Consider the following 19,964-nt stretch of genomic DNA (forward strand, 5'->3'; position numbering starts at 1 on the left):
CCGCCGGACGAGGACTCAGACGAGCCGGGTCATCCAGCCGTAGGTGTCCTCGTGCCGCCCGTACTGCAGGTCGGTGAGCAGCCCGTACAGCTCGTTCGTGACCTTCCCGGCCGTCCCGTCACCGACGGTGAGGTCGAACCCGGTGCCCTTGAGCACACCGATGGGCGTGATCACGGCTGCGGTCCCGCACGCGAACACCTCGGCGATCTCGCCCGACGCCACCCCGGCCTTGACCTCCTCCAGCGTGATCGCGCGCTCGTGCACCTCGTGCCCGGCGTCGGTGACCAGCTGCAGGATGGACTGCCGGGTGACGCCCTCGAGGATCGTCCCGGTCAGCGCCGGCGTGTGCACGGAGCCGTCGGCGGTGACGATGAACATGTTCATCCCGCCGAGTTCCTCGAGGTAGGTGTTCGTGGCCGCGTCGAGGAAGCAGACCTGCTGGCAGCCGTGCTCGTGCGCCTGTTGCTGCGGCAGCAGGCTGGCTGCGTAGTTCCCACCGCACTTGGCCGCGCCGGTGCCGCCCGGGCCGGCGCGGTGGTACTCCTCGGCGACCCAGATCGAGACCGGCGTGAAGCCGGACGTGAAGTAGGGCCCCGAGGGCGAGGCGATCACCAGGTACTCGACCCGGCGCGCCGCGCGCACCCCGAGGAACGCCTCGGAGGCAAACATGTACGGCCGCAGGTACAGCGAGGACCCGGGCGCGTTCGGCACCCACTCCATGTCCGTGCGGACGAGCTGCCTGATCGAGTCGAGGAAGTCCGCCTCGCTCAGTTCGGGCAGCGCCAGCCGTCGCGCGCTCTGCGCGAACCGGGCCGCGTTCGCCTCGGGCCGGAACGCCCAGACGGTGCCGTCCTCGTGCCGGTAGGCCTTCAGCCCTTCGAAGATCTCCTGCGCGTAGTGCAGCACCGCGGCCGCCGGGTCCAGGCTGAGCGGGCCGTACGCCTCGATGCGTCGGTCGTGCCAGCCCTGATCGGGGGTCCACGTCGCGTGGGCCATGTGATCGGAAAAGACCGTTCCGAACCCCAGCTCGGTCAGCGCGGCGGCGCGCTGCTCGCGGGTCCGGGGGTGCGACGTCGGCCGCACCGCGAACGTCGTCTCCTGTTGCGTGTCGTTGCTCATCGTGCCTCTCCACCGTGGGTTGCGAGTATGACGGTAGCCCTACTGAGCCGTTTCCGGCGTCAGTAGGGTGAGCGAGGCGCGCCCCGGCAGGGGCGTGTCCGCCTCGCTCAGCCAGCTACTCGAGCGGCGAGGGCGTCGCCGATCTCAACGGTGGTGCGCGGCGAACCGTCGCGCGCGGCGATGTCGGCGGTGACCGCGTCGGAGATGCGGGTGGCCTGCTCGGGCAGACCGAGGTGCTCCAGCATCAGCGCGACGGACAGCACGGCCGCCGTCGGGTCCGCCTTGGACTGGCCGGCGATGTCCGGCGCGGAGCCGTGCACGGGCTCGAACATGGACGGGAACGCGCCACTGGGGTTGACGTTGCCGGAGGCCGCGAGGCCGATGCCACCGGTGATCGCCGCGGCGAGGTCGGTGATGATGTCGCCGAACAGGTTGTCGGTCACGATCACGTCGAACCGGGCCGGGTCGGTGACCATGTAGATGGTCACGGCGTCCACGTGCGCGTAGTCGACGGTGATCTCCGGGAACTCCGCGGCGACGGCCTCGACGGTGCGTCGCCACAGGTGACCGGCGTTGACGAGCACGTTGTGCTTGTGCACGAGGGTGAGCTTCTTGCGGGGCCGGGCCTGAGCGCGCGCGAACGCGTCCCGCACCACCCGCTCGACGCCGAACGCGGTGTTCACGCTGACCTCGGTCGCGATCTCGTGCGGCGTACCCACCCGCAGCGCCCCGCCATTGCCCGTGTAGGGGCCCTCGGTGCCTTCCCGCACCACCACGAAGTCCACATCGCCTGGGTTCGCGAGCGGCGTCGGCACGCCCGGGTACAGGCGCGAGGGGCGCAGGTTCACGTAGTGGTCCAACGCGAACCGGAGCTTCAGCAGCAGCCCGCGCTCGAGCACCCCGCTGGGCACGGTCGGGTCCCCGACGGCGCCGAGCAGGATCGCGTCGTGGGTGCTGATCGCGGCCAGGTCGTCATCCGTGAGCGTCTCGCCGGTCTCGTGCCAGCGCTTCGCGCCCAACTCGAACGCCGTGCGCTCCACGGTGACCTCACTACCGGCCAGGACGACGTCGAGGACCTTCAGACCCTCGGCGACCACCTCGGGTCCGATTCCGTCACCTGCAACGACTGCGAGCTTGATGGTTCGTGCCATGGTTCGTAGCCTACCTACGGTCCCACGGTATGGACATACCGTCTCGCATGTTGGCGCGGCTGCGAGTGCTGCGTCGCGTGGTCAAGGCCCGACGGCGGGGGTCGCGTCCCGTCGTCAACGCCCGACGGCGTGGGCTGGGTCAGGCGGGCGGCGTGCGCCGCTTCGGCGGCCTGGGGTAGACGGCCTCGAAGTGCTCGACGAGGACCTCGGTCCCGTTCGGCAGCGGGTCGCCGCCGGGCGTCAGCCCGGCCTCCTCGCCGACACTGCCGCCGACTGCCTGCCGAGCCACCGCGGTGGTGCGGATGAGGACGCGGGGTTCGGCCCCGCCGTCGAGCAGGATGGAGAGGTCCCCGATGTCCGGGGCCGGCTCGTCACCCAGGTCGGCCACGGTCACGACGATCGACGTGCGCGTGCCCGCGAGCACCTCGGCCACGAACTCGTCCGCGGTGGCGCGGTCGTCGGAGAAGGACCACGCCGGCGGCGGGATCGTGTCCCGCGGCGCCTGCCCGACGAACAGCTCGAGCCGGGTGACCTTGCCCTTGAGCCGGGCCACGCGCCAGAACCGGTCGATCGCGTCGTCCTGCTCGGTGTCCATCCGGCCAGTCTGCCGTACGCGTCGGCGCCCTGATCACACCCGCGGACGAGAAGGGCTCCGACCTGCGGCGTATCGACAGCGCTGGACAGATGCGGAACGCTGGGCACACCATCGAAGAAGGAGTGCACCGTGAGCCAGTACCCACCGCCCGATGGGCCGCACAACCCTCCGGCCGGCGCCGGCTACGTCCAGGCCACCAACAACGACGGCAGCAACAAGACGATCGCCATCCTGGCGCACCTGTCCCCGATCATCGCCATGGTCCTGTCCGCGGGCTGGCTCAGCTTTCTGGGCCCGCTCCTGGTGTGGCTGATCTGGAAGGACCGCGGCCCGCTGGTCCGCAATGCCGCCGCGAGCGCGTTCAACTTCAACATCACGGTGTGGGTGGTGACCATCATCGGGTGGATCTGCCTCTTCACGATCGTCCTGATCCCCCTCGCGATCGTGCTCTGGGCCGTCGTCTGGATCGCCCAGATCGTGCTCTCGATCATCGGCGCGATGCGCGCCAGCAACGGCGAGGTGTATCGCTACCCGTTCCAGGTGCCGATCCTGAAGTGAACGCGGGACGGCCGGCTCAGAGGGTGCCGGTCGCCCGCAGCGGGAGCAGGATCAGGAAGGCGGCCCAGCTCACGATGCTGAGCCAAAGGTTCACGGTCAGCAGGCCCACGGTCTCGCCGATCGCGGGTGGCACGAACCACCGCGCCCGGTCGAAGGACTCGATGTGGGTGTTCACGTGGTCCGGGATCGTGATCACCTTCCACAGCGCCCGCAGCCGGCGCATCAGGCGCAGGCCCCCGCGCTCGGCGAGGTCGGCGATCCGCGCCAGGATCTCGAGCGAGACGTCCATGAGGTCGAAGAGCCCGGTGAACTGCGTCGCCAGTTCGGCCCTGTCGTCGGCGGCGCGCCAGTACTGCCGGACCCGGTGCAGGAACCGGGCCGAGAACACGGCACCCGCGATCGCCAGCGCGAGCAGGATCAGTCGGGTCCACCCTTCGGCGCCGACGGCGATCCAGCCGATCCCGATCAGCGGCACGACCGGCACCAGTCCGTAGAGCACCGCCGGGATCCGCAGGATCCGGAGCGCCACGGTCAGCGGCCCGGACACCTGCGCGGCCGCCTCGTAGGCGGCCGTCCGCTCGGAATCGCGCTCCGACACCGATTCAGTCATGGGCCGAATCCTAGCCAGCCCCCCGAAACGCGTGAGACCGGACACCTGCCCCGAGACCGCCCATCCGTAGGGCGGTCTCGGGGCGTGTGTCCGGTCTCGGTGGCGAGGAGGGAGCGTCAGCTCCGTCAGCGGCCGGCGCTGCCCTCGGTGTAGTCCGCGTCGGAGGGCTTCACCCATGCGAACAGCTTGCGCAGCTCGCGGCCGGTGGCCTCGATCGGGTGCGCCTCGCCCTTGGCGCGGGCGGCCTTGAACTCCGGGGCGCCGGCGTCCTGGTCGTTGATGAACCGCTCCGCGAAGGCGCCGTTCTGGATGTCCCCGAGGACGGCCTTCATGTTCTCCTTCACGTGCGGGTCGATCACGCGCGGGCCGGAGACGTAGTCCCCGTACTCGGCGGTGTCGGAGACGCTCCAGCGCTGCTTGGCGATGCCACCCTCGTACATGAGGTCGACGATCAGCTTCAGCTCGTGGAGCACCTCGAAGTAGGCGACCTCGGGCTGGTAGCCGGCCTCGGTCAGGGTCTCGAAGCCATACTGCACCAGCTGGGACGCACCACCGCAGAGGACGGCCTGCTCACCGAACAGGTCGGTCTCGGTCTCCTCGGTGAAGGTGGTCTTGATGCCGGCGGCGCGCAGGCCACCGATGGCCTTGGCGTAGGACAGGGCGAGCGGCCATGCGTTGCCGGTCACGTCCTGCTCGACGGCGACGATCACCGGCACCCCGCGACCGTCCGCGTACTCGCGGCGGACCAGGTGACCCGGGCCCTTGGGGGCGACCATGATGACGTCGACGGTGTCCTTCGGCTTGATGTAGCCGTAGCGGATGTTGAAGCCGTGCCCGAAGACGAGCGTGGCGCCGTCGGCCAGGTTCGGGGCGATCTCGTCCGCGTACACGTGTCGCTGGACCTGGTCCGGTGCGAGCACGACGACGACGTCCGCCTCCTTGACGGCGTCGGCGACGCCCCGGACCTTCAGGCCCTCGTTCTCTGCCTTCTCGCGCGAGGGCGAGCCCTCGCGCAGACCGACGCGCACGTCCACGCCGGAGTCGCGCAGGTTCAGCGCGTGGGCGTGACCCTGGCTGCCGTAGCCGATGACGGCGACCTTCTTCGCAGCGATCAGGGACAGGTCGGCGTCGTCGTCGTAGAACAGCTCGGCCACAGTGGGTCTCCTTCGTTGAATTGCTGATTGTTCGGTTCGGGTGATCTGGGGTGGAGCGGAAGCGCTCAGGCGGAGCGGGCGATCCGCTCCAGGGCACGGTCCGTCATCGAGCGGCCGCCGCGGCCGATGGCCACCGCGCCCGACTGGACGATCTCACGGATGCCGTGCGGTTCGAGCGCGGCGAGCAGCGCCTTGAGCTTGTCCTCGCCACCGGTGGCCTCGATGGTGACGGCCTCCGGGCTGACGTCGACCACGTGGGCGCGGAACAGCTCGACGACCTGCAGCACCGCGGTGCGGGAGGCGTCGTCGGCCTTGACCTTGACCAGCAGCAGTTCACGCTGGACGGAGGTGTTCGGGGCGAGTTCCACGATCTTGAGGACGTTCACCAGCTTGTTGAGCTGCTTGGTGACCTGCTCGAGCGGGTTGGACTCGACGTCGACCACCACCGTGATCCGGGAGATGTCCGGGTGCTCGGTGGGACCGACGGCGAGGGAGTGGATGTTGAAGGCTCGCCTGGCGAACAGGGCCGAGACGCGGGTGAGCACGCCGGGCTTGTTCTCGACCAGGACGGAGAGCGTGTGTCGGGACATCGTCTTCTGCCTCACTCGTCACGATCGAACGCCGGGCCGATGCCCTGCGCGTACTGGATGTCGTCGTTGCTCACGCCGGAGGGCACCATCGGCCACACCATGGCGTCGCGGCTGACCACGAAGTCCACGACCACGGGCCGGTCGTCGATCTCCTGCGCCTTGCGGATCGTCGCGTCGACATCCTTCGCGTTGTCGCACCGCAGACCCACGCACCCGTACGCCTCGGCGAGCTTGACGAAGTCCGGGATCCGCGCCGTCTCGTGCCCGGTGTTCAGGTCCGTGTTGGAGTAGCGCTGGTCGTAGAACAGCGTCTGCCACTGGCGCACCATGCCGAGCGAGGAGTTGTTGATGATCGCGACCTTGATCGGGATGTCGTCGAGGGCGCAGGTGGCCAGTTCCTGATTGGTCATCTGGAAGCAGCCGTCGCCGTCGACCGCCCACACGGTCTTGTCCGGGGCGCCGACCTTCGCGCCCATCGCCGCCGGCACCGCGTAACCCATGGTGCCCAGGCCGCCGGAGTTCAGCCACGTGCGCGGGTGCTCGTAGCGGATGAACTGGGCGGCCCACATCTGGTGCTGGCCGACACCGGCCGCGAAGATGGTCTCCGGGCCGGAGATCTCGCCGAGCCGGGAGATCACGTACTGCGGGGCGAGCAGGCCATCCTCGGTGGGCGACCAGCCGAGCGGGTACGTGGTGCGCAGCTCGTCGATCGTGTGCCACCACCCCTCCAGGTCCGGCTTCCCGTGCTGGGTCTGCTCCTGGGCGAGCTCGACGGTCAGGTCCGCGAGCACGTCCTTGAGGTCCCCGACGATCGGCACGTCCGCGAACCGGTTCTTGGAGATCTCGGCGGGGTCGATGTCCGCGTGCACGATCGTGGCACCCGGGGCGAAGCTGTCCAGCCGGCCGGTGACGCGGTCGTCGAACCGGGCCCCGAGGGCGACCACGAGGTCCGCCTTCTGGAGCGCGGCCACCGCGGGGACGGTGCCGTGCATCCCGGGCATCCCGACGTTCTGCGGGTGCGAGTCGGGTAGCGCCCCCCGGGCCATCAGGGTGGTGACCACGGCGGCGCCGGAGAGGTTGGTCAGCTCGATCAGCTCGGCCGACGCGTTCGCGCGGATCACACCGCCGCCGACGTACAGCACCGGACGGCGGGCGGTCGCGAGCAGCCGGGCGGCCTCCTTGATCTGCTTGATGTGCGGCTTGGTGATCGGGTGGTAGCCGGGGATGTCCAGCTCGGCGGGCGGCCAGGAGAAGGACGTCTCGGCCTGCATGGCGCTCTTGGCGATGTCCACCAGCACCGGGCCGGGGCGGCCGGTGGAGGCGATGTGGAACGCCTCGGCGATCCGGGCCGGGATCTCGCTCGGGTCCGTGACCAGGAAGGAGTGCTTCGTGATCGGCATGGTGATGCCGACGATGTCCGCCTCCTGGAAGGCGTCCGTTCCGATCATGGAGGCACCCACCTGGCCGGTGATCGCCACCATCGGCACCGAGTCCATGTGCGCGTCGGCAATCGGTGTGACGAGGTTGGTAGCGCCGGGACCGGAGGTCGCCATGCAGACCCCGACCCTTCCGGTGGCGGCCGCGTAGCCCGCCGCGGCGTGGCCGGCGCCCTGTTCGTGGCGAACCAGGACGTGGCGGATCGAGGAGTCGAAGAGCGGGTCGTAGACCGGGAGGATGGCGCCGCCCGGGATCCCGAAGATGACGTCGGCACCGACGGACTCCAGGGATCGGACCACCGAGGCAGCCCCGGTCATCACCTCACCGACGACCGCGGGCGCGGCACTCGGTGTGGCTGCGGCCAGCGCCGGCTTGGCCGGCTGCGAACGAGGCGGCGTGGGATGCGGCACGTGTGCCATCGCTCCTCCTGTGCTCTCTCTTGCATGGGTGTGGGCAAACAAAAACCCCTCGTGCCCAGGGGGCGGTCGAGGGGTGCGCGCTCAGTGCAGGATCGTCGATCAGACGGTCGCGTGAGCGCGCCCGGTAAGTACTACGACGATCGCCGAACTGAACATGTTCCAGATAGTAGCCCCGGCGTGAGCGATCCGTCACATCCATCCCGGTCGTGTCTCACATGTTGGGCCACGAGGCCACATCTTGGACGGCAGGTCAGGGTCGGCAGCCCGGCCGGTCCGTTCAGTCCCGCGGCCGCCCGAACGCGGTGCACACGCAGGCCTCGTTGCCCTCGGGGTCGGCGAGCACCCAGAACGACGGCGCCGAGTGCGCACTGACCAGCTGTCCGCCCGCATCCAGGGCGGCCTGCACCCGGGCCTCGGCGGCGTCGAGTGGCACCCACACGTCGATGTGGATCCGGTTTCGCTGTCCGCGCGGGGCATCCATCTGCTGGAACCAGACGGCCGGATTGCCGTTCACCGGGTCCCCCAGCGCATCCGCGTCGCCCTCGAACTCGGGGGGCATGTCCTCCTCGTAGCCGAGGACGGCCCGCCAGAACGGCAGCACGGCGGGGATGTCGAGCGCATCGATCGCGATCTCCTGCACCGAGACCAGCGCCGGCTCCGGGGTCAGGCCGAGCTCGGCCGCGATCGCGCTGATCGTGCGGGCGAGGTCCACGTCCAGCTCGGTGAGCCCGTCCGCCGAGTGCGTGGTGAGCACGACAGAGGTCCGGAAGTACCGCAGGTCCAGGTCCGGATGGTGGTCGGCCGCGTCAGCGGCTGCACCCACCCGGGTCGCGAACGCGATGCCCTCGGCCAGCGACCCGGTCCGGAAGGTCGCGTGCAACGAGCGGATCAGCACCCGCCAGTCCTCGAGCCCGTCGAGTTCGGAAACGTCCTCAGCCGTCAGGGTGTCCATGCCTCTAGGCTGCCACCGCAACCCTCCACAAGCGAGGGCAGGCATGTCCTGCTCACCTGATGGTCCCGGGCGAACGGCGACGCACGCCGTTCGACCGGGCTCACAATTCCAGGCGGAGCCGGCTCAGGAGAGCACGGCCCCCTGCGACGCCGAACCGACCAGCTTCGCGTACTTGGCCAGGACGCCCCGCTTGAAGGCGTGGTCCAGCGGTGCCCAGCCCTCCTTGCGGGCCTCGAGCTCGGCGGCGTCGACGAGCACGTCGAGCGTCTTGTTGGCCACGTCCAGGCGGATCGGGTCACCGTCACGAACGAAGGCGATCGGGCCGCCGTCGACCGCCTCCGGCGCCACGTGCCCCACGCAGAGCCCGGTGGTGCCGCCGGAGAACCGCCCGTCGGTGAGCAGCAGCACGGTCTTGCCCAGCCCGGCGCCCTTGATGGCACCGGTGATCGCGAGCATCTCGCGCATCCCGGGTCCCCCCTTGGGGCCCTCGTACCGGATCACCACGACGTCGCCGTCGGTGATCGTGCCGTCCTCGAGCGCATCGAGCGCGGCACGCTCCCGCTCGAACACGCGGGCGGTGCCCTCGAACACGTCGTCGTCGAAGCCCGCGGACTTGACCACGGCGCCGTCCGGGGCGAGCGAGCCACCGAGGATCGTGATGCCGCCGGTGTGGTGGATCGGGTTGTCCAGGGCACGCAGGATCTTGCCGTCCGGGTCCGGCGGGTCGATGTCCGCGAGGTTCTCCGCGACGGTCTTGCCGGTCACCGTGAGCGCGTCGCCGTGGATCAGGCCGGCGTCCAGGAGTGCCTTCATGATCACCGGCACGCCACCGATGCGGTCCACGTCATTCATCACGTAGCGGCCGAACGGCTTGAGGTCACCCAGGTGCGGAACCCTCGCAGCGATCCGGTCGAAGTCCGCGAGCGTCAGGTCCACCTCGGCCTCGTTCGCGATGGCGAGCAGGTGCAGCACCGCGTTCGTGGACCCACCGAACGCCATCACCACGGCGATCGCGTTCTCGAACGCCTTCTTGGTCATGATGTCGCGCGCGGTGATGCCCTTGCGGAGCATCTCCACGACGGCCTCGCCGGAGAGGTGGGCGAAGTTGTCGCGGCGTCGGTCCGCCGACGGCGGCGCGGCCGAGCCCGGCAGGGACATGCCCATCGCCTCGGCCACGGAAGCCATCGTGTTCGCGGTGTACATGCCACCGCAGGCACCCTCGCCGGGGCAGATGGCCCGCTCGATCCGGTCCAGGTCACCCTTGCTCATCAGGCCGCGCGAGCACGCGCCGACCGCCTCGAAGGCGTCGATCAGGGTGACGTCCTTCTCGGTGCCGTCCTCGAGCTTCACCCAGCCCGGCATGATCGAGCCCGCGTAGAGGAACACGCTGGCCAGGTCCAGGCGGGCGGCGGCCATGAGCATGCCCGGCAGCGACTTGTCGCAGCCGGCCAGCAGCACCGACCCGTCGAGCCGCTCGGCCATCATCACGGCCTCGACCGAGTCCGCGATGATGTCGCGGGACACCAGCGAGAAGTGCATGCCCTCGTGGCCCATCGAAATACCGTCGGAGACGGAGATGGTGCCGAACTGCAGCGGGTACCCGCCACCGGCGTGCACGCCCTCCTTCGCGCCCTGGGCCAGCCGGTCCAGGGACAGGTTGCACGGCGTGATCTCGTTCCACGAGCTGGCGATACCGATCTGGGGCTTGACCCAGTCGCCGTCACCCATGCCGACGGCGCGCAGCATCCCGCGCGACGCCGTGGCCTCGATGCCGTCGGTGACCTGCCGGCTGCGCGGCTTGATGTCCGGAGTGCTGGGGGCGCTACCCCCGGGTCCTGCGGTGCTGGGAGCAGTCATGGTTCGGATCATAGGACTCCGACGGCGGTGCTGGCGCCGGTGGTCACGTCGCGGACTGCAGGCCTGCCGCTCGGGGCGTTCTCGGCGATGATGTGCGCAGCGTCACAGCGAGACGGTGCCGCGCCGGGACCTCCGGCCCGGGTCCGGCCCGCTCCGGTGCGAAACGATCAGGTCATCCGATCCACCAGCAGCTCAGACCGAGGGGAACTCTCATGAGCACCGACAGCACCACCACCGAGGCCACCACCCCGTCCGCCCCCGGCGGGGCCGCGAAGTTCGCGAGGCTCACCGGCCTGATCCTGTTGATCGCCGGCATCGTGTTCGTCCTCGCCGGAGGCACCACCTGGGGCGTCGTGACCTCCCAGCTGAAGGCCGAGGAGATCACGATCTCGGAGGACGCCCGGTGGTTCGCGGGTCAGCAGGTCGGTGGCCCGCTCACCGCGTTCTCGCAGGCCGACATCATCAACACCCACGCCCTCCACGCCACGGAGGGCCGCACCTACGCCGAACTCGGCGCGGCGATGTCCGAGGTCGAGGAGGGCAGCGCCGAGCACGAGGAGCTGGCCGCCCAGCGCGCCACCGTCATGAACGCCTCGTTCCTGCGGGCCTCGCTGTTCACCTCGGTGGTCGCCTATGGCGTCGCTGCTCTGGTCGTCGGCCTGGGCGTACTGCTCGGTTTCGCCGGCGTCGCGTTCCGCAAGCTCGGCGCCACCGCCTGAGTCACCACGCCCAGCACGGGCGCCGCGCGAGGTCGCGCGGCGCCCGTGCTTCGTGCTGGCTACGATCTGTCCGTGGCCGCCAACCCCGATCCGATCGAGATCGTGACCAGCCACGGCCCGGCCCTGGTCCACCCGCGACCGTCCGACGCCGACCGGACCGGTGCCCTGCTGCTCGGCCACGGCGCCGGTGGCGGGGTCGGCGCCCCGGACCTGCTCGCGGCCACCTCCGCGGCCCGGGCCGCCGGCTTGGACGTCTACCTGGTCGAGCAGCCGTACCGGGTCGCCGGGCGCCGTGCGCCCGCCCCGGCCCGCCAGCTCGACGCGGCCTGGCTCGAGGTGCTCGCCCACCTGCGCGCCCACGTCCTGGGCGACGCCCCCGTGGTGGTCGGCGGCCGGTCCTCCGGTGCCCGGGTCGCGTGCCGAACGGCGGCCGACGGCGGAGCCCGGGGCGTGCTGTGTCTCGCCTTCCCGCTGCATCCGCCGGGCCGCGCCGCGGACCCGAGCAAGTCCCGGCTACCCGAGCTGGAGGCCGTCGGCGTGCCGGTGCTGATCGTCCAGGGCGCGCGGGACCCGTTCGGGATGCCACCGGCCGGCCCCGGCCGGACGATCGTGACCCAGCCCGGCGACCACTCACTGAAGGGCGACCTACCCGGCGTGCGTGCCGCCGTCGGGCAATGGCTCACGCAACTCTTGACGATCGGGACCTAAGCCCCACCAGCCGCGGAATCCTGCGGAAGAAATGGGGACATTCGCCCCAGGTTTCGCTGGCCCGCGGCCGGAAGAATTACTCATGAACGGTCCACCAGATGAGGACCACGTCCCAGAGGGAACGAGATCATGAGCAAGACCACCACAGCCCCGGCCCCGGTCCAGGAGGTCCGCACCCAGCAGGACATCGTCACCCGGCCGGGTGCGCGCAAGGTCCTCGCCGTGAGCCGCATCGTCATCGGGTTCACGTTCCTGTGGGCCTTCCTGGACAAGTTGTTCGGACTGAACTTCTCCACCCCGCCGGAGGGCTCCTGGCTCAACGGCGGCACTCCCGCCCAGGGCTTCATCGGCGGCATCGAGGGCCCGTTCGCCGGGTTCTTCGGCCTTTTCGCGAACCCGTTCGGTGACTTCCTGTTCATGGTCGGCCTGCTCGGCATCGGGGTCGCCATGATCACCGGCGCCGGCCTGCGGATCGCGGCCGTCGGGGGCACGCTCCTGATGCTGTTCATGTTCGTCGCCGCCCTCCCGACCGCGACTGCGATGGTCGACGGCGAACTGATCCGCGGCGCCACCAACCCCATCGTCGACTCGCACTGGCACGAGGCACTGCTGCTGATCATCGCCGCCGTCACGTTGGCCGGCGACACCTGGGGCCTTGGCAAGTGGTGGGCGTCCAAGATCGGCAAGCACACCTGGCTCCGGTGACTGAGCCGGCACCCACACCTGAGGGGCACGGATCACAACTGAATACGGAGTCCCCCGGCTCCCCCGTACTGCGGGCCTGCACCTATCCCCTCGGGTGCGGGCCCGCAACCATGTCCGGGCGGCGGCCACGCCACCTGGGTGGCCGCGGCTCAGGCGCGGCGGACCAGCACGTCCCCGCTGACGGTCCGCAGCCGCAGCACCACGGCGCCGCCACCCTCGCCGTCGGGCCCGTCGCCCGGGGTGAGTTCGCTGTGGACGCTGCCGGAGATCGAGCTGCAGTCGAGCATCGCGGCCGTGCCGAGCGGGATTCCCACGACGATGTCGCCCGATGCGGCCTTCGCGGTGATCTCCCCGTCGGCGGCACGGCGGACGACGAGGTCGCCCGAGCCGGTGCGCAGGCCGACGCGGCCGGTGACCTCCTTGATCACGATGTCGCCGGAGCCGGTCGCGGCGTCGACATCACCACCCGAGTCGACCCCGACGTCACCGGAACCGGTGCGGACCTCGAGGTTGCCGGCGGTACCGACGTGCACGTCGCCGGACCCGCTGACGAGGTGCCCGGTGCCGACGCTGCCGATGCTGACGTCCCCGGAGCCGGACGTGGCGTCCAGATCCTCGGCGCTGCGGATCTCGACGTCGCCGGAGCCCGACTTGACCCTCGTGCGCCCGAGCCGACCGCTGGCGAGCACGTCACCGGATCCGGTCTCGAGGTCGAGGTCGGACCCTGCGGGCACGTCGACCTCGACGCGCAGCCGCGCGGACCCACCGAACAGCCGGGTCCGCGCCGTCGGCACCTCGATGCGGAGGTCACCACCCTCGAAGGTGACCCGCGTGGCCTCGGCGATCGCTGCGCCGTCGGATCCCCGGACGATCAGCCGCACGCGGGCCACGCCCGGGACGTCGGCGGGGTCAGCGGCGGCCAGGATCAGATCGCTGGCCCGCATCTTGGCGTGCACCCGGACGGGGCCGGTGACAGGGAACTCGTAGTCGGTCATCGCCGATCCTGCTCTCTTGGCTTGCTCTGGACGAGGGGTGGTCGGGCTAGAGGTTGTCGGACGGTCGAGGGCGGGTCGCGCTGTTGCGGGTCCCGGTGCGCGAACGACGGCGGCGGTTCAGCCGGGCGAAGTCCTCCTGGATGGGTCCACCCATCCGGGTGGCGGCGATGGCGGCGTAGGCGTTGTCGAACATGTCTGGGCCTCTCAACGGACCCAGCCGGTCATGCGGCGACCGGTCTGGGTGAAGTTCTGGGTGGGCTGGTCCTGCGCCGGTGCGGCGAGGACCTTCTGGATGGTGCGGACCAACCAGGAGTTGACGCTCAGGCCCTCGGTCGAGGCTGCGTCGTCGACGCGTGTCTTCAGGCCCTCGGGCAGCCGCAGCGAGATGCGGGTCGTCGACCCGTCCTCGTCGGCCTCGGGCGCTGGCGGCACGGGCGGGGCGGGCGGGGCGGGCGGGCCGGAGGCCCACGGCATCGAGCCCGGGCCGTTCGGGGAGCCGAAGGCAACGGTGGATTCGGAGTCGGCGCCGCGGGGGCGCTGCTCCACGACGATCTCCGGGGCGCCGCCGCGCAGGCGGACCTCGACGACATCGCCGTCGAGCCGGAGCGTGACGTCGGCGGCGACGTCGGACGCGAGCTCCATGAGGCTCAGGCGCAGGGCCGGTTCGAGGGTCTGGGAGAGCCGCTCTGCGGCCTCCTGGACCTCGGGCGAGGAGGCGCGCGTCGCGTTGGCGAGCGCCTGCTGCAGCGAGGAGAGGTAGGGGTTCAGGTCCATGACGCCATCATGACATCATGATGGCGTCACGCGCAACCCCAATCTGACGTCAATTTGAATCAGAGTGACGTCAGTCTGACGCAGGTACCTACGGACGGGTCTCGTCGTAGCGGGCGCGAGCGCGCGTGAGGTCCTCCTCGGACAACTCGCCCCAGGCCCGGAGCCGGCTCAGTCCGCCGTCGGGATAGACGTCCAGGCGCAGGTGCGTGGCGGGCACGCTCGTGTCGGTGAGGAACCGGTGCCGGGTGTCGGCCTGCACGGCCACCTTGGCGAGGATGTCCGTCCACTGGCCGCCCTCCCCATCGGGACTGGTGTCCAGATCCGCGCCCGGGGCCAGGTCGGCGACGCTGAGCCGGACCCAGCCGGGGGCGTTGCCGACGTAGTAGCTCGTGTCCACCTCGACGTGGGCGATGGTGCCGCGCTGGGCCAAACTGAAGATGGCGTAGTCGTTGCCGGGGCCGCGGCGGCGGGCGTTCTCCCACCCCTCCCCCATGTTCCGGGCGCGCCCGGGCAGGATGATCGCCGCCGGAGAGGAGTAGAACGCGTCCGAGGCGTAGGCGAGGCTGCCGCCGTTCTCGGCCGCGGCCAGGTCGATGGTGCCGGTCAGGAAGTCCGGGTCCGGAACGGCCTCGCCGTGCACGCGGAAACGGGCCACGCCACCGTCGGGGTAGATGGACAGGCGCACGTGCGTCCAGCGCCGGTCGGAGTCCACGGCGTAGTAGTTCGGGGTGTCCCCTAGCGCGTCGCTGCGCGGCACGAGCGTGCGCCAGTCCGCCTCGAGCAGGTCGGACACGCTGGGGTAGCCGTCCAATGCGACGGCCTCCACGGAGATGAACGGCGGATAGTTGCCGCGGAACCAGGCGGTGTCCACGACCACGCCGTGCACCACACCGGGCACGCCGAGGCGCACGATGGCCCAGTCGTTGCCGTCATCGCGGCGACGGCGGGTCTCCCAGCCGTCGTAGACCTTGCCCTTGTGGCCGAAGTCGGCCGGGTCGAAGGCGGGCCGGTGCGCGCTGATCAGGTTCTCCCGCTGGGCGAACAGCTCGTCGTTGGCGGCCACGACCGAGCCGGCAAGTGCGCGGGAGGCGAGATCGGGGTAGCTGAGGAACTCGGGTGCGCTGGAGTTCTCGTCCTCGGTGCCGGTCGCGACGTGTCCGCCGCGGTCGGGCTCGGCGGTGGCACCGGCGGCGGTGACCTGGATGGCCGGGCGGACGCCCGACCTCTCGCCGGCTCGGCTGTGTTCGGGCTGGGTGTTCATGAATGTCCTCTCCGGAGCAGCGCTCCTCGTGGTGTGCGGAAGTCCACCTCGACGCCGCGGAGCAGGGTGGTCCGTACCACTCCCGACAGGGTCCGGCCGGCGTAGGCGGTGATGGGGTTCCTGTGGTGCAGGGCGGCCGGGTCGACGACGAACGTCTCGTCCGGCGCGAACACGGCGAGGTCGGCGTCCGCCCCGACGGCGATCGCGCCCTTGCGTTGCAGGCCGGCCACCCGCGCGGGACCGGCGGACATCCAGCCGACCACCCGGTCCAGGTCGATACCCCGCCCGCGCGCCGCCGTCCACATGATCGGCAGCCCGAGCTGCAGCGAGGCGACACCGCCCCACGCCTGCCCGAAGTCGCCGGTGTCGAGCGCCTTGAGGTCGACGGTGGACGGCGAGTGGTCGGAGACCACGGCGTCGATGGTGCCGTCGGTGAGCGCCTCCCAGAGCCGGTCGGCATTCGCACCCTCCCGGATCGGCGGGCAGCACTTGAACGTGGTGGCGCCGGCCGGGACGTCCTCGGCGGTGAGGGTGAGGTAGTGCGGGCAGGTCTCGACCGTGATCCGCACGCCGTCGCGGCGGGCGCTGACGATCATCGGCAGGGCGTCGGAGGAGCTCAGGTGCAGGATGTGCACCCGCGCCCCGGTCCAACGGGCGCGTTCGATGACGACGGCGATCGCCAGGTTCTCCGCACCGCGTGGCCGGGACGCGAGGAAGTCGGCGTAACCGGGGCCGTGAGCGGGTGGAGCGTGGTCGATCGACCCGGCGTCCTCGGCGTGCACGATCATCTGTGCGTCGAACCGGGCGAGCTCGCGCAGGTCCACCTCCAGCTCGTCGGCGTCGAGCGGACGGAACTCGTCCACGCCGGAGGGCAGCAGGAAGCACTTGAACCCGAACACGCCCGCCTCATGCAGCGGCGCCAGGTTCGGCGTGCTGCCCGGCACGGCGCCACCCCAGAAGCCGACGTCCACGAACCGCTTGCCCTCGCTCGCGGCGATCTTCGCCGCCAGGGCCGGCACGTCGACCGTGGGCGGGATCGAGTTCAGCGGCATGTCGATGACCGTGGTCACCCCGCCGGCCGCGGCGGCCCGGGTGGCGCTGGCGAAGCCCTCCCAGTCGGTGCGGCCGGGCTCGTTGATGTGCACGTGGGAATCCACCAGCCCGGGCAGCAGCACCTCGTCGGCTGCCAGGGTGCGCACCTGCGCGCCGGCGAGCCCGGCGCCCAGGGGCGCGATGGTCGCGATCGCGCCGTCGCGGATCCCGATCTCGACGGCGGCGCTGCCGTCGGGCGTGATGGCTCGCTCGGCTCGGACCACCAGGTCGTGGTCGGGCTGTTCCGCAGTCATCTGGGCGGCCCGCCGATCAGGTGGTTCCTGCCCAGGATCTCGCTGACGTCCTCCAGCAGCGCTCCGGCCCGGGCCAGGCAGGTGGCGACGTCCGGTTCGATCGAGGTGAGCGGGTAGACGGCGAGGATGCCGTTCTCGCGCAGCCGCTCCGTGGTCAGGGTGGTCCGGCCGGCGACGGCGACGGTCGGCACCCCGGCGGTGCTCGCGGCCGCGGCGACGCCGACCGGGGTCTTGCCGAACATGCTCTGCTCGTCGAGGGACCCCTCGCCCGTGATCACGAGGTCGGCGCCGGCCACCCTGGCGTCGAAGCCGATCAGGTCCAGGACCACCTCGACACCCGGCCGGCGGGTCGCGCCGAGCAGGGCCAGGGCGGCGAAGCCGAGGCCCCCGGCCGCACCGGCGCCGGGGCTCGCGGCGACCTCGGCGGCCGGTGCGAACCCGGCCTCGGTGAGGGCGTCGACCCAGCGGGCCAGCCCGGCGTCCAGATCCGCGATCGCGGCGGCGTCGGCGCCCTTCTGGCCCCCGTAGACGGCGGCCGCACCGTCCGGCCCGAGCAGCGGGTTGTCCACGTCCGAGGCGAGCACCACCTCGGTCCGGGCGAGCCGGGGGTCGAGCCCGGACGCATCCACCGCGACCAGCCGGCGCAACGCGTCCCCACCCGGGCCGAGCTCGCCGTCGGGGCCGGTCAGCCGCAGCCCGAGCGCCTGGGCGAGCCCGGCGCCGCCGTCCGTGGAGGCGCTGCCGCCGACGCCGAGGACGATCCGGCGCGCCCCGTGGTCGAGCGCGTGCGACACGAGCTCGCCGGTGCCGTAGGTGCCGGACCGGCGTGCCGCGTCGTCGTCCGCGGCCGTGAACGCGAGCCCGGACGCGGCGGCCATCTCGATGACCGCCACCCCGTCCCGGGCGGCATACGTGGCCCGGACCGGCCCGCCGAGCGGGCCGGTCACGTCCACCTCGACCGGTGCGAAACCGGAGGCGACGGCCGCTGCCACGGTGCCCTCACCGCCGTCGGCCACCGGCAGCTCGTCGATCTCCAACGCCACCACCGCGCCGTCGGTGACGAGCCGGCGCAGACCCGCGGCGACGTGCGCGGCGACCTCCCCGGCCTCGAGGGAACCCTTGAACTTGTCCGGTGCGATGAGGATCCGGGTCGGCGATGGGGGCACGGTGGCGTGTGTCATGCCCCTAGTCCAGCAGGGCGACGGCGGTCGGCGCATCTTCCGCCGAGATCGCAAGGGACTCGAATTCGTTCACACTGTCGATCTTGACACCCATCGCGATGTTCGTGACCCGTTCCAGGATCACCTCCACCACCACCGGCACCCGGAACTCGGCCGCCATCGCGGTCGCCTTGGCGAAGGCGTCACCGAGATCGTCGGGCCGGCGCACCCGGATCGCCTTGCAGCCCAGCGCCTCGGCGGCCTTCACGTGGTCCACGCCGTAGCCCTCGAGCTCCGGGGAGTTGATGTTGTCGAAGGCGAGCTGCACCTGGTAGTCCATGTCGAACGCCCGCTGGGACTGACGGATCAGGCCCAGGTAGGAGTTGTTCACGACCACGTGCACGTAGCCGATGGCGAACTGGGCGCCCACGGCGAGTTCCTCGAGCATGAACTGGAAGTCGTAGTCGCCGGACAGGGCCACCACGGTCTCCTCGGGCACCGCCCTGGCCACGCCCAGCGCGGCCGGACCGGTCCAGCCGAGCGGACCCGCCTGACCGGCGTTGATCCAGTGCCGGGAGCCGTACACGTGCAGGAACTGCGCACCGGCGATCTGGGACAGGCCGATCGTGGTCACGTAGCGCACGTCCCGCCCGAACGCCCTGTTCATCTCCTCGTAGACCCGCTGGGGCTTGATCGGCACCTCGTCGAAGTGGGTCTTGCGCTGCATGGTGCGTTTGCGCTCGGCACACTCGGCGGCCCATCCGGAGTAGTCGCCTACGGCCCCGGCGGCCTTGCGCTCGCGGGCAACCTCGAGGAACAGCTCGATGGCGGCGCCGGCGTCGGAGGCGATGCCGTAGTCGGGCGCGAACACCCGCCCGATCTGGGTCGGCTCGATGTCCACGTGGATGAACGTGCGGCCCTGCGTGTACGTGGACAGCTCACCGGTGTGCCGGTTCGCCCAGCGGTTCCCGATACCGAACACCAAGTCGGAGGCGAGCAGGTTCGCGTTTCCGTACCGGTGCGCGGTCTGCAACCCGGCCATGCCGACCATCAGCGGGTGGTCGTCAGGGATCGCACCCCAGCCCATCAGGGTCGGGATCACCGGCACGCCGAGCGTTTCGGCCAGTTCCACCAGGGGTGCCTCGGCACCGGCGTTGACGATGCCGCCACCGGCGATGAACACCGGACGCTCGGCGGCCAGCAGCATGTCGATGGCCTTCTCGGCCTGGGCCCGGGTGGCCGCGGTGCGGTGCACCGGAAGCGGGGTGTAGGTATCCGGGTCGAACTCGATCTCGGTCATCTGCACGTCGATGGGCAGGTCGATCAGCACGGGTCCGGGCCGGCCGGAGCGCATCAGGTGGAATGCCTGCGCGAACACGGCGGGCACCTGCCCGGCCTCGAGCACGGTCTTGGCCATCTTCGTCACCGGGGCGGCGATGCTGGCGATGTCGACGGCCTGGAAGTCCTCCTTGTCCAGCTTCGCCACCGGGGCCTGGCCGGTGAGGCACAGGATCGGCACGGAGTCCGCCCAGGCGGCGTAGAGGCCGGTGATCATGTCGGTGCCGGCCGGGCCGGAGGTGCCGACGCAGAGGCCGATGTTGCCGGCCTTGGCCCGCGTGTAGCCGTCGGCCATGTGCGAGGCGCCCTCGACGTGGCGGGCCAGGACGTGGTGGATGCCGCCGTGCGCCTTCATGGCGGAGTAGAAGGGGTTGATGGCGGCACCGGGCACGCCGAACGCCTGCGTCACGCCTTCCTTCTCGAGAATGGCCACGGCGGCGTCCACTGCTCTCATGCGAGGCATGGTTCGCTCCTTCAGGTCTGGGGTGGTTCGGGGGGCGGGCGTCGGCGCCCGTG

At 71.0% G+C, this 19,964-nt stretch carries 20 protein-coding genes; 4 read left to right on the plus strand and 16 right to left on the minus strand.

The genetic code is table 11. The features are described 5' to 3' along the window. Positions 1 to 15 precede the first annotated feature (15 nt). The 3 genes from KCQ71_RS06515 to KCQ71_RS06525 all read right to left on the minus strand — a co-directional run bounded on the left by KCQ71_RS06515 (position 16) and on the right by KCQ71_RS06525 (position 2,865). Positions 16 to 1,119 carry a branched-chain amino acid aminotransferase gene (locus tag KCQ71_RS06515; RefSeq protein WP_223404062.1) on the minus strand — a complete coding sequence of 368 codons (1,104 nt, stop codon included), beginning with the start codon at positions 1,117 to 1,119 and terminating at the stop codon, positions 16 to 18. A gap of 107 nt (positions 1,120 to 1,226) precedes the next feature. Further along, on the minus strand, positions 1,227 to 2,270 hold the full coding sequence (locus KCQ71_RS06520) for a 3-isopropylmalate dehydrogenase (protein WP_223404065.1): 1,044 nt from the start codon (positions 2,268 to 2,270) through the stop codon (positions 1,227 to 1,229). Positions 2,271 to 2,409: 139 nt separating this feature from the next. Continuing rightward, complete coding sequence (locus KCQ71_RS06525) at positions 2,410 to 2,865, minus strand: ASCH domain-containing protein (RefSeq protein WP_223404067.1); 456 nt, start codon at positions 2,863 to 2,865, stop codon at positions 2,410 to 2,412. Between the two features lie 129 nt (positions 2,866 to 2,994). Here KCQ71_RS06525 and KCQ71_RS06530 point away from each other — a divergent pair, with 129 nt between their 5' ends. Beyond that, positions 2,995 to 3,423, plus strand: coding sequence for a DUF4870 domain-containing protein (locus tag KCQ71_RS06530; protein ID WP_223404069.1), 429 nt, complete (start codon positions 2,995 to 2,997; stop codon positions 3,421 to 3,423). A gap of 16 nt (positions 3,424 to 3,439) precedes the next feature. Here the strand turns inward: KCQ71_RS06530 and KCQ71_RS06535 are convergent, their stop codons facing one another. From KCQ71_RS06535 to ilvD, 6 genes are all read right to left on the minus strand, one after another. Then, entirely contained in the window at positions 3,440 to 4,033 is a 594-nt protein-coding gene (locus tag KCQ71_RS06535) for a hypothetical protein (RefSeq protein WP_223404071.1), read from the minus strand. A 125-nt stretch (positions 4,034 to 4,158) separates the two neighbouring features. Further along, entirely contained in the window at positions 4,159 to 5,187 is a 1,029-nt protein-coding gene (ilvC, locus tag KCQ71_RS06540; protein WP_154794957.1) for a ketol-acid reductoisomerase, read from the minus strand. A 65-nt stretch (positions 5,188 to 5,252) separates the two neighbouring features. Continuing rightward, entirely contained in the window at positions 5,253 to 5,777 is a 525-nt protein-coding gene (ilvN, locus tag KCQ71_RS06545; RefSeq protein ID WP_223404078.1) for an acetolactate synthase small subunit, read from the minus strand. 11 nt (positions 5,778 to 5,788) lie between these two features. Next, entirely contained in the window at positions 5,789 to 7,633 is a 1,845-nt protein-coding gene (locus tag KCQ71_RS06550) for an acetolactate synthase large subunit (RefSeq protein WP_223404080.1), read from the minus strand. A 277-nt stretch (positions 7,634 to 7,910) separates the two neighbouring features. Continuing rightward, complete coding sequence (locus tag KCQ71_RS06555) at positions 7,911 to 8,585, minus strand: 4a-hydroxytetrahydrobiopterin dehydratase (RefSeq protein ID WP_223404082.1); 675 nt, start codon at positions 8,583 to 8,585, stop codon at positions 7,911 to 7,913. A gap of 123 nt (positions 8,586 to 8,708) precedes the next feature. After that, positions 8,709 to 10,442 carry a dihydroxy-acid dehydratase gene (ilvD, locus tag KCQ71_RS06560; RefSeq protein WP_223404084.1) on the minus strand — a complete coding sequence of 578 codons (1,734 nt, stop codon included), beginning with the start codon at positions 10,440 to 10,442 and terminating at the stop codon, positions 8,709 to 8,711. A gap of 212 nt (positions 10,443 to 10,654) precedes the next feature. Between ilvD and KCQ71_RS06565 the strand changes: the two genes are divergently transcribed. From KCQ71_RS06565 to KCQ71_RS06575, 3 genes are all read left to right on the plus strand, one after another. Next, positions 10,655 to 11,161 carry an aromatic ring-opening dioxygenase LigA gene (locus KCQ71_RS06565; protein WP_223404086.1) on the plus strand — a complete coding sequence of 169 codons (507 nt, stop codon included), beginning with the start codon at positions 10,655 to 10,657 and terminating at the stop codon, positions 11,159 to 11,161. Between the two features lie 72 nt (positions 11,162 to 11,233). Beyond that, positions 11,234 to 11,869 carry an alpha/beta hydrolase family protein gene (locus tag KCQ71_RS06570; RefSeq protein ID WP_223404088.1) on the plus strand — a complete coding sequence of 212 codons (636 nt, stop codon included), beginning with the start codon at positions 11,234 to 11,236 and terminating at the stop codon, positions 11,867 to 11,869. A 129-nt stretch (positions 11,870 to 11,998) separates the two neighbouring features. Beyond that, positions 11,999 to 12,574 (plus strand): DoxX family protein, encoded by a 576-nt coding sequence (locus KCQ71_RS06575; protein ID WP_223404090.1) that lies wholly within the window; start codon positions 11,999 to 12,001, stop codon positions 12,572 to 12,574. A gap of 149 nt (positions 12,575 to 12,723) precedes the next feature. Here the strand turns inward: KCQ71_RS06575 and KCQ71_RS06580 are convergent, their stop codons facing one another. From KCQ71_RS06580 to gcl, 7 genes are all read right to left on the minus strand, one after another. After that, on the minus strand, positions 12,724 to 13,569 hold the full coding sequence (locus tag KCQ71_RS06580; protein WP_223404092.1) for a DUF4097 family beta strand repeat-containing protein: 846 nt from the start codon (positions 13,567 to 13,569) through the stop codon (positions 12,724 to 12,726). Between the two features lie 46 nt (positions 13,570 to 13,615). Continuing rightward, positions 13,616 to 13,762 (minus strand): hypothetical protein, encoded by a 147-nt coding sequence (locus tag KCQ71_RS06585; RefSeq protein WP_223404094.1) that lies wholly within the window; start codon positions 13,760 to 13,762, stop codon positions 13,616 to 13,618. 11 nt (positions 13,763 to 13,773) lie between these two features. Then, positions 13,774 to 14,343, minus strand: coding sequence for a hypothetical protein (locus KCQ71_RS06590; protein ID WP_223404096.1), 570 nt, complete (start codon positions 14,341 to 14,343; stop codon positions 13,774 to 13,776). Between the two features lie 88 nt (positions 14,344 to 14,431). Beyond that, the gene (alc, locus tag KCQ71_RS06595; protein ID WP_223404098.1) at positions 14,432 to 15,604 is read right to left on the minus strand and encodes an allantoicase; all 1,173 of its coding nucleotides are present in this window, start codon (positions 15,602 to 15,604) and stop codon (positions 14,432 to 14,434) included. Then, the gene (allB, locus tag KCQ71_RS06600) at positions 15,601 to 16,950 is read right to left on the minus strand and encodes an allantoinase AllB (protein ID WP_223404101.1); all 1,350 of its coding nucleotides are present in this window, start codon (positions 16,948 to 16,950) and stop codon (positions 15,601 to 15,603) included. The genes alc and allB overlap by 4 nt, the downstream gene beginning before the upstream one ends. Next, entirely contained in the window at positions 16,947 to 18,131 is a 1,185-nt protein-coding gene (locus tag KCQ71_RS06605; protein WP_223404103.1) for a glycerate kinase, read from the minus strand. The genes allB and KCQ71_RS06605 overlap by 4 nt, the downstream gene beginning before the upstream one ends. Positions 18,132 to 18,135: 4 nt before the next feature. Beyond that, a complete protein-coding gene (gene gcl / locus KCQ71_RS06610; protein ID WP_223404105.1) occupies positions 18,136 to 19,911 on the minus strand; it encodes a glyoxylate carboligase in 1,776 nt (591 codons plus the stop codon). Between the last annotated feature and the right edge of the window lie 53 nt (positions 19,912 to 19,964).

Origin of the sequence: Occultella gossypii, assembly GCF_019947135.1 — a bacterium.
GTDB classification, from domain to species: Bacteria; Actinomycetota; Actinomycetes; order Actinomycetales; family Beutenbergiaceae; genus Occultella; species Occultella gossypii.

What these genes read in the sequence shown, in the direction of transcription:
- KCQ71_RS06515 (WP_223404062.1), bottom strand. Translation starts at nt 1,119, where the DNA reads ATGAGCAACGACACGCAACAGGAGACGACGTTCGCGGTGCGGCCGACG.
- KCQ71_RS06520 (WP_223404065.1), bottom strand. Translation starts at nt 2,270, where the DNA reads ATGGCACGAACCATCAAGCTCGCAGTCGTTGCAGGTGACGGAATCGGA.
- KCQ71_RS06525 (WP_223404067.1), bottom strand. Translation starts at nt 2,865, where the DNA reads ATGGACACCGAGCAGGACGACGCGATCGACCGGTTCTGGCGCGTGGCC.
- KCQ71_RS06535 (WP_223404071.1), bottom strand. Translation starts at nt 4,033, where the DNA reads ATGACTGAATCGGTGTCGGAGCGCGATTCCGAGCGGACGGCCGCCTAC.
- ilvN (WP_223404078.1), bottom strand. Translation starts at nt 5,777, where the DNA reads ATGTCCCGACACACGCTCTCCGTCCTGGTCGAGAACAAGCCCGGCGTG.
- KCQ71_RS06550 (WP_223404080.1), bottom strand. Translation starts at nt 7,633, where the DNA reads ATGGCACACGTGCCGCATCCCACGCCGCCTCGTTCGCAGCCGGCCAAG.
- KCQ71_RS06555 (WP_223404082.1), bottom strand. Translation starts at nt 8,585, where the DNA reads ATGGACACCCTGACGGCTGAGGACGTTTCCGAACTCGACGGGCTCGAG.
- ilvD (WP_223404084.1), bottom strand. Translation starts at nt 10,442, where the DNA reads ATGACTGCTCCCAGCACCGCAGGACCCGGGGGTAGCGCCCCCAGCACT.
- KCQ71_RS06565 (WP_223404086.1), top strand. Translation starts at nt 10,655, where the DNA reads ATGAGCACCGACAGCACCACCACCGAGGCCACCACCCCGTCCGCCCCC.
- KCQ71_RS06575 (WP_223404090.1), top strand. Translation starts at nt 11,999, where the DNA reads ATGAGCAAGACCACCACAGCCCCGGCCCCGGTCCAGGAGGTCCGCACC.
- KCQ71_RS06580 (WP_223404092.1), bottom strand. Translation starts at nt 13,569, where the DNA reads ATGACCGACTACGAGTTCCCTGTCACCGGCCCCGTCCGGGTGCACGCC.
- KCQ71_RS06585 (WP_223404094.1), bottom strand. Translation starts at nt 13,762, where the DNA reads ATGTTCGACAACGCCTACGCCGCCATCGCCGCCACCCGGATGGGTGGA.
- KCQ71_RS06590 (WP_223404096.1), bottom strand. Translation starts at nt 14,343, where the DNA reads ATGGACCTGAACCCCTACCTCTCCTCGCTGCAGCAGGCGCTCGCCAAC.
- alc (WP_223404098.1), bottom strand. Translation starts at nt 15,604, where the DNA reads ATGAACACCCAGCCCGAACACAGCCGAGCCGGCGAGAGGTCGGGCGTC.
- allB (WP_223404101.1), bottom strand. Translation starts at nt 16,950, where the DNA reads ATGACTGCGGAACAGCCCGACCACGACCTGGTGGTCCGAGCCGAGCGA.
- KCQ71_RS06605 (WP_223404103.1), bottom strand. Translation starts at nt 18,131, where the DNA reads ATGACACACGCCACCGTGCCCCCATCGCCGACCCGGATCCTCATCGCA.
- gcl (WP_223404105.1), bottom strand. Translation starts at nt 19,911, where the DNA reads ATGCCTCGCATGAGAGCAGTGGACGCCGCCGTGGCCATTCTCGAGAAG.